This window comes from Plasticicumulans sp. (assembly GCF_035331805.1).
GTDB lineage: Bacteria > Pseudomonadota > Gammaproteobacteria > Competibacterales > Competibacteraceae > Plasticicumulans.
This window is the reverse complement of the sequence record NZ_DAOLKE010000191.1, coordinates 1-6,844: the sequence shown is the minus strand read 5'-3', so window position 1 is coordinate 6,844 and position 6,844 is coordinate 1. Positions and strand designations below refer to the sequence as shown.

The following is a 6,844-nucleotide window of genomic DNA, read 5'->3' as shown; positions in this document are numbered from 1 at the left end:
GGCCGGCCGTCGCGGTCACTGACCACGGCGACGTAATCGGGCACCGCCAGCGGCTGCGGCGAGGGCGGCGCCGGCGCCCGCCACACGGCCACGGCCAGCAGCAATGCCGCCGCCGTCGCCAGTCCGCTCCAGACCTGCCAGAGCCGCGACGGCCGGGCCTTCGGCGCGAGCGGCACGACCCTGCCGGTCGCGACCGGCCACAGCCGGGTTTCGATGTGCGTCCACAGCCGCTCGGGCGGGGTGCGCTCCGGGATCAGCTCGACGATGCCGTAGAGATCGTCCTGCCAGGCGCGCACCTCGCGCCGCAGCCAGGGATCGGCGGCCATCAGACCCTCGAAGCGGCGGCGGGCCAGCCCTCCCATCGTGCCCAGCGCGTACTCCGCCGCGAGCCGGGTGCCCAGTTTCGGATCGCGGTAGTTCATGACGTGAGGCACCTCTTCAGTTGTTCGAGTCCGCGGCGCACCCAGCTCTTGACGCTGCCGAGCGGCGCGGCCAGCGCGCTGGCGACCTCGGAGTGCGTGAGGCCGCGCAGGAAGGCGAGCAGGATGCTCTGGCGCTGCATCTCGCTCAGCGTCTCCAGACAGATGCCGAGCTGGCGGCGGTCGCCGTCGGCGAGCGCGAGTTCCAGCGGGCCGGCATCCGGATCGGCCTCGGCCACTCCCGGTTCGGGCATGGCATCGTCCTCGTCGCTGCCGGCGGAACCACCGCCGGGTTCGAGCTCCGGACGCTTGCGGCGCAGTTCGTCGAGCGCGCGGTGGCGCACGATCACCGCCATCCAGGTCATCGCCGACGCGCGCGCCGGATCGAAGCGGGCGGCGTCGCGCCAGATCTGCACGTAGGCCTCCTGCATGATCTCCTCGGCCAGCGCATCGCGCTTGAGCAGCCAGCGCGCCAGCGAGTACAGACGCGGCGAGCTGAGCCGGTACAGGCGCTCGAAGGCAGGTCGATCGCCACGGCCGCTGGCCAGCAGCAGATCGGTCAATTCGGCGGGTGCAGACATGGAGACTCCCCGTGTGATCAGGCGCCACCGCCCTGCTGCCCACCCGTGCATTCGGGCGGCAGCGGTGGTCGCGCAGCATCGCCGTCAGCAAGCCATGCGGGCCGGACCGGCGAACGGATGCAGTCAGAATGGAATCCGGACGGAATCAGGATGAAATCAGGATGGCATCCGCTGCCGTGAGAACGGGAATTCAGTGCGCCGGGCGCAGCGGCGCGCCAGTGCCGTGTGCCCGCCACTGGCGGTAATCGGCGAGGATCTGCGCATGATCGAAGGCGAGCAGCGGCAGCGGGCCGTCCGGATCGAAGACATCGAGGTGGCGCGCGTCATCGGCAGCCACCGGCGTGCCGGTGGCCTCGGCCACATAGACGACTCCGGCGGTGTGGAAGCGCGCGTCGCGCGCCGGGTCCGAGTAGATGCCGAGCAGCGTGATCAGGCGCACGTCCAGCCCGGTCTCCTCGGCCGCCTCGCGGATCGCGGCGTCCTCGACGCGCTCGCCGACATCGACGAAGCCGCCGGGCAGCGCCCAGCCCGGCGGCGGGTTGCGCCGCTCGATCAGCACGATCGGCCGGCCGGGGCGGTCGGCGAGTTCGATGATGGCATCGACGGTCAGGCGCGGCGTGACGGGCAGGGGCATCGGGCAGGCTCCGGGGGGCGGCCAGGGGAAGATTCATCCAAACCGTAGCGGCTGCACGCGCCCGGGCAAGCCGGACTCGTGCCGGAGCCTGCCCGCTGGCGCCCCTCGCGGCCGGTGCGGCGCAGGCTTCAGCGTGCCAGCGCCTCGATGCGCGCGATGCGCTCCTGCGTGTCCGGGTGATCGGACAGCCAGGCCGGCGCTGCCGGACGTTCCTTCTGCCGGGCCGCGCCTTCGAGCCGCGCCAGCGCCCGGGCGAGCGCGCGCGGATCGCGGCCTTCGGCGCGCATCAGCGCCGCACCGCGCGCATCGGCCTCGCGCTCGAAGTCGCGCGAGTAATGCAGGCCGGCGAGCACGACCGGCAGATGCGCGATGAAGCTGCCGGCATTGGCGAGATCCCCGGTCAGCAGCGCCGCACCGAGCGTCAGCAGGCTGCCCTGCAGCGCCTGGCGCAGGCCGTGCCGGTACTCGACGTGCGCGACCTCGTGCGCGAGCACGCCGGCCAGCTCGTCCTCGTCCCCGCCGAGTTCGACGAACTCATCGGTGATCACGACCAGCCCCGAGGGCAGCGCAAAGGCGTTGGCACCGAACGCACCGCCGCGCCGGCATTCGAGCCGGCCGCCGCTCAGACCGGCACGCGCGGCAAGGCGCGCGCGCGTGGCTTCGAGCACCTCGCAGCGCGCCGCCGGCAGGCGGCTCGGACCGAGCACGTGACGGTCGAGACTCGCGAGGGTCTCCTCGGAACTGCCGACGACGACCGACGCCGGCAGCCACGGCGCCACGCGCGCCGCGAGCGCCGGGATGCCCCAGACGAAGCCGGCGAAGATCGAGAAGCCGAGTCCGGCGAGCGCGAGCCACGCGATCGTCCAGCGGCCTTCGAGCGCATGCAGCCGGCCACCGGCGACCCGGCCGCGGAAGCGCCGTTCGCAGGCATCGACGGCGGCATTGTCGCCGGTCTCGAAGCCGCCGCCATCCCCGAGTCCGAGCACGCGCGGTGCGCGCCCGAGCCGTTCGGGCACGCGCAGGCCGCGCCAGTGACCGAGCGCACGACCGCCGGGTTCGAGCCGCAGCGCGCCATCGGCGCTGACGTGCAGTTCGGCGGCCTGGCCGGCGGCGCTGCCGGCCGGGTAGTGGCAGCCGGCGATGCGCAGGCTCCCGGCTTCACTCACAGCGACAGATCCCAGTCGAAGGCATCGCCGGCGGCATCGCCGAGCGTCGAGCCGCGACGACCGGCCGCCTCGGTCACCGCGGCGATGCCGGCCATGGCCGCGCCGGCCGGCACGGCGAAACGGATCGTGGTCGTGGTCGCGAAATAGCGTGCGGTGCGCACGCGCACCCACGGGCGCGCCAGCCCGAGCGTGACGACGGTCAGCAGCAGGTTGCCGGTCGCGAAGGCGATGTAGTCGAGCACCGACACATGGCTGCGCAGGCCGTGGCCGTCGCCGATCGCCACGTCGGCGAGCACGATGTTGCGCAGTGCCGCGCGGTAATAGGCCGCGGACAGCGTCAGCCCGAACAGGTAGGCGAGCGTCGGCAGCACCAGTGCAAAAAGCTGCCAGTGGTCCAGATCCGCCATGGACTGCGGCCGCAGGCCGGCGCGCGCCAGCATCAGCCCGCTCAGCACCGTCGCCACCGCGGTGACGATGCCGAGCAGCACGCTGGCGACGATCGAGCAGCCGTAGACCGGCCACAGCGGGATGTCGGCCGAAAACGCAGCGTTGCCGTAGTGCACGTGATTCAGCAGATAGCTGCGCTGCGCCTGGATGGCCTTCGGCCACAGCAGGCCGAAACTCACGACGCCGAGCAGCGGCCACAGCAGGAAGGCCACGGCCGCGCCGCCGTAGCTGCCGGTGAAGCGGAAGGCGACGTTGCGCCAGCGCGTCACCCGGTAGTTGAAGCGCAGGCTGGAGACGATCAGCGCCGGCACGAACGGCAGCGCGCCGACCAGCAGGGCGGCGCCGAACAGCGGCATCATCGACAGCGACGCATACAGCAGCAGCAGGGCGACCGCCAGCACCGCCCGCCCCTTCAGGATCGCCATCGGCTCGGCCAGGTACTCGAAGGTCGAACCGGCGAGCGAGGTGCAGCCGTAGAAGTAGCGGCGCGTGCGCACCTTGGCCCAGGCCGAGTAGATGCCGAGCGTCAGCACCGTCAGCAGCAGGTTGACGATCCAGATGCGGAAGAACTCGCCGCCCTCGCCATGAAACTGCACGCGCATGCGCAGCGGCACGGCGGCGACCGGCAGTCCGGGCGGATGCGGCTGGCGCGGCAGCGCACCGCCCGCCGGCGGAGCCGGCGGGCGATCCGGCGCGTTGTCGAGCGGCACCAGACTCAGCCCTTCGAAATCATCGTACGGGGCGCGGCATGAAGCGGGCGGCAGCATCGGCATCCCTCCTGTTCAGGCCGGGCGCAGAGAACCCGGCGGATCCTGCGGTCGCTGCGCCGCAGCATGACAGAGGTGAAGCGTCCGGCCAACCGCAGCGCCTGCGGCTTTCAGCCCCCGCCCTCGCGCACGAAGCGCAGGATGCGCCGGCGCGCCTGCTTGTCGGGGCGGGCATCCGGGCGGGGATTCGCGAGGGCCTGCAGCCGGTGCTGTTCGGCCTCGTGCTCGCGGCGGCTGCGCGAGGCGGCGGTTTCCTCGTACAGCGTCTGCGCGACGCTGGCCGGCCCGCGCTGCTCCGACAGCGCGCGCACGATGACCTCGAAGCGCTCGTGCCCGCGCGTGATGTCGAGCCGGTCGCCCGGATGCAGGCTGCGCGCCGGCTTCACGCGCTCGCCGCCGACATGCACGTGTCCGCCGCTCACCGCCTCGGTCGCGAGTGCCCGGGTCTTGAAGAAGCGCGCGGCCCACAGCCACTTGTCGAGGCGGACACGCCCGGCCCCGGCATCGGCCACGCCGCTCACCGCTGCGGTTTCCTGCGTCAGCGCGCCGGTTTCGGCGCCGACGGCGTCGTCACCGTCACCCGCGCCGATTCGTCATCGGGCAGCAGGATGTTCAGTTCGAGCACCTCGAAGTCGCCGTCGCGGTCCAGATGCACCTTGATCTGGTCCTGCTCGACCTGCACGTAGCGGCGCACGACCTCCAGCAGCTCGCGCTTGAGCGCCGGCAGGTAGTCGGGGCTGTGCCGGCGGTTCGCGCCGCGCTCGTGCGCGACGATGATCTGCAGGCGCTCCTTGGCGACCGCGGCGGTGTTGTCCTTGTGCCGGGAGGAACGGAAATAGTCGAAGAAGCCCATGTTCAGTTACCGAACAGGCGCTTGAAGAAGCCCTTCCGCTCGACGCTCAGGAAGCGGTGCGAGCGCTCCTCGCCGAGGAAACGGGCAACCAGGTCAGCGTAGGCGATGCCGGCATCGGCCTGCTCGTCGAGCACGACCGGCACGCCGGAGTTCGACGACTGCAGCACCGCCGAGGACTCCGGGATCACGCCGAGCAGCGGGATCGCGAGGATCTCCATGACATCGTCGACCGACAGCATGTCGCCCTTCTCGACGCGCTCGGGCGAGTAGCGCGTCAGCACCAGATGCTCGCGCACCGGCTCCTCGGCCTGCTCGGCGCGGCGCGACTTGCTGGCGAGGATGCCGAGGATGCGGTCGGAATCGCGCACCGACGACACCTCGGGATTGGTGACGACCAGCGCCTCGTCGGCGAAGTACATCGCCATCATCGCGCCGCGCTCGATGCCGGCCGGCGAGTCGCAGATGATGTAGTCGAAGCTCTGCTTGAGCTCCTCGAGCACGCGCTCGACGCCTTCCTTGTGCAGCGCATCCTTGTCGCGCGTCTGCGAGGCCGGCAGCACGTACAGGCTCTCGACGCGCTTGTCCTTGATCAGCGCCTGGTTCAGCGTCGCCTCGTTGTTGATGACGTTGACGAAGTCGTACACGACGCGCCGCTCGCAGCCCATGATCAGGTCGAGGTTGCGCAGACCCACGTCGAAGTCGATGACGACGGTCTTGTGCCCGCGCAGCGCGAGCCCGGTGGCAAAGCTCGCACTGGTCGTGGTCTTGCCCACGCCCCCCTTCCCGGAGGTGACGACGATGATCTTGGCCAAGGGTGTGTCTCCTAGGACTTGCGGTGCGCGCCGGCTTCGACGGTGAGCGGCTCGATGATCAGGTGTTCGCCGGACAGGTAGATCTGCACGGCCTTGCCCCAGCCTTCGCCGTTCTTTTCGAGGATGCGGTATCGGCCGGCGACCGACACCAGCTCGGCTTCGAGGCCGAGGCAGAAGATGCGGGCTTCAAGCTTGCCGCGCACGCCGGCCAGCGCCCGGCCGCGCAGCGGTCCGTAGACATGGATGCTGCCATCGGCGAGCACCTCGGCACCGGCACTGACCGGACCGAGCAGCGTCAGGTCGCCGTCGGCCGCGTAGACCTGCTGGCCGGAGCGCACCGGCTGCACGACGACGCGGTTGTGCGGGCCGGGGTCTGCGGGTTTCGCATCGCCGCCGGCATCGGTCGTTGCTTCGCGCCGCAGCGCCGGACGGCTTTCCGGCAGCATCGGCAGCCCGGCGGCGGCGGCGGCGGCGAGTTGCGCGGCACTGCCGTGACGCACGCCGACCGGCACCAGCCCGTGGGTGCGCAGGATCCGCGCCAGCCCGGCGAAATCCGGCATCGCCGCCGTATCGGCGAGCGCGTCGAGATCGACGACGACCGGGGTGTTGGCGAAGAACGCCGGGGCCTGGGCGATCTTGACGAGCAGCGCCTGCTCGATCGCGCCGAGATCGGTCTCGCGCAGATGCAGCACAGTCAGCGTGAACAGGCTGCCCTTGAGCTCGAAGGGCGCCTCGGCGGTCGGCGTCTGGGTCATGGCGTCGGGAGCGTACGTCCCCTGTCCGGAATTGTTGTGATCTGTTGCGGGCCGCAGACGGCGGTGACTCTAAACACTCGCCCCCGACCGTTCAAGCTCACCCCGGCGACACACCGGTCTCACCGAGCCAGGCCTGACGGCGCTGCAGGGCTTCGGCGTCCGCCTGCGGGTCGGGCGTGATCCAGACGGTGTCGGCCGGGGCGGCGGCGAGTTCGAGCGGGAAGCGCATCAGCTCGTCGCGCCGGAACCCCAGCAGCTCGACGCGCGCCCCCGGCGCGTAGCGCCCGAGCTGGCGCTCGAAGCCGCGCGGCTGCACGCGCAGACCATCGAGGGCGACCAGCACGTCCCCGGCCGCGAGCCCGGCTGCCTGCGCCGGCCCGCCGTCGAGCACGTGCGCGACGCGCAGCTCC

9 protein-coding genes and 1 pseudogene are annotated in these 6,844 nt (G+C 71.6%); all 10 read right to left on the bottom strand.

The annotated features are described in order from the left end of the window. Positions 1 to 422, bottom strand: a pseudogene (locus PKE44_RS12960) (hypothetical protein); the annotation flags it as partial. Then, the gene (locus PKE44_RS12955; protein ID WP_324551851.1) at positions 419 to 1,000 is read right to left on the bottom strand and encodes a sigma-70 family RNA polymerase sigma factor; all 582 of its coding nucleotides are present in this window, start codon (positions 998 to 1,000) and stop codon (positions 419 to 421) included. The gene PKE44_RS12955 and the pseudogene PKE44_RS12960, both read right to left, overlap by 4 nt. A gap of 190 nt (positions 1,001 to 1,190) precedes the next feature. Next, a complete protein-coding gene (locus tag PKE44_RS12950) occupies positions 1,191 to 1,634 on the bottom strand; it encodes an NUDIX hydrolase (protein ID WP_324551848.1) in 444 nt (147 codons plus the stop codon). A 128-nt stretch (positions 1,635 to 1,762) separates the two neighbouring features. Beyond that, the gene (locus PKE44_RS12945) at positions 1,763 to 2,800 is read right to left on the bottom strand and encodes a M48 family metallopeptidase (protein WP_324551845.1); all 1,038 of its coding nucleotides are present in this window, start codon (positions 2,798 to 2,800) and stop codon (positions 1,763 to 1,765) included. Further along, the gene (locus tag PKE44_RS12940) at positions 2,797 to 4,014 is read right to left on the bottom strand and encodes a YjgN family protein (protein WP_324551843.1); all 1,218 of its coding nucleotides are present in this window, start codon (positions 4,012 to 4,014) and stop codon (positions 2,797 to 2,799) included. The genes PKE44_RS12945 and PKE44_RS12940 overlap by 4 nt, the downstream gene beginning before the upstream one ends. A 110-nt stretch (positions 4,015 to 4,124) precedes the next feature. Continuing rightward, the gene (locus PKE44_RS12935; RefSeq protein ID WP_324551841.1) at positions 4,125 to 4,535 is read right to left on the bottom strand and encodes a S4 domain-containing protein; all 411 of its coding nucleotides are present in this window, start codon (positions 4,533 to 4,535) and stop codon (positions 4,125 to 4,127) included. A gap of 17 nt (positions 4,536 to 4,552) precedes the next feature. Beyond that, complete coding sequence (gene minE, locus PKE44_RS12930) at positions 4,553 to 4,867, bottom strand: cell division topological specificity factor MinE (RefSeq protein WP_324551839.1); 315 nt, start codon at positions 4,865 to 4,867, stop codon at positions 4,553 to 4,555. 2 nt (positions 4,868 to 4,869) lie between these two features. Then, entirely contained in the window at positions 4,870 to 5,679 is an 810-nt protein-coding gene (minD, locus tag PKE44_RS12925) for a septum site-determining protein MinD (protein ID WP_324551837.1), read from the bottom strand. Positions 5,680 to 5,690: 11 nt separating this feature from the next. Then, complete coding sequence (gene minC / locus PKE44_RS12920; protein WP_324551835.1) at positions 5,691 to 6,434, bottom strand: septum site-determining protein MinC; 744 nt, start codon at positions 6,432 to 6,434, stop codon at positions 5,691 to 5,693. A gap of 97 nt (positions 6,435 to 6,531) precedes the next feature. Further along, positions 6,532 to 6,844: PDZ domain-containing protein (locus PKE44_RS12915; protein ID WP_324551833.1), on the bottom strand; the 313-nt coding region annotated here is incomplete at its 5' end.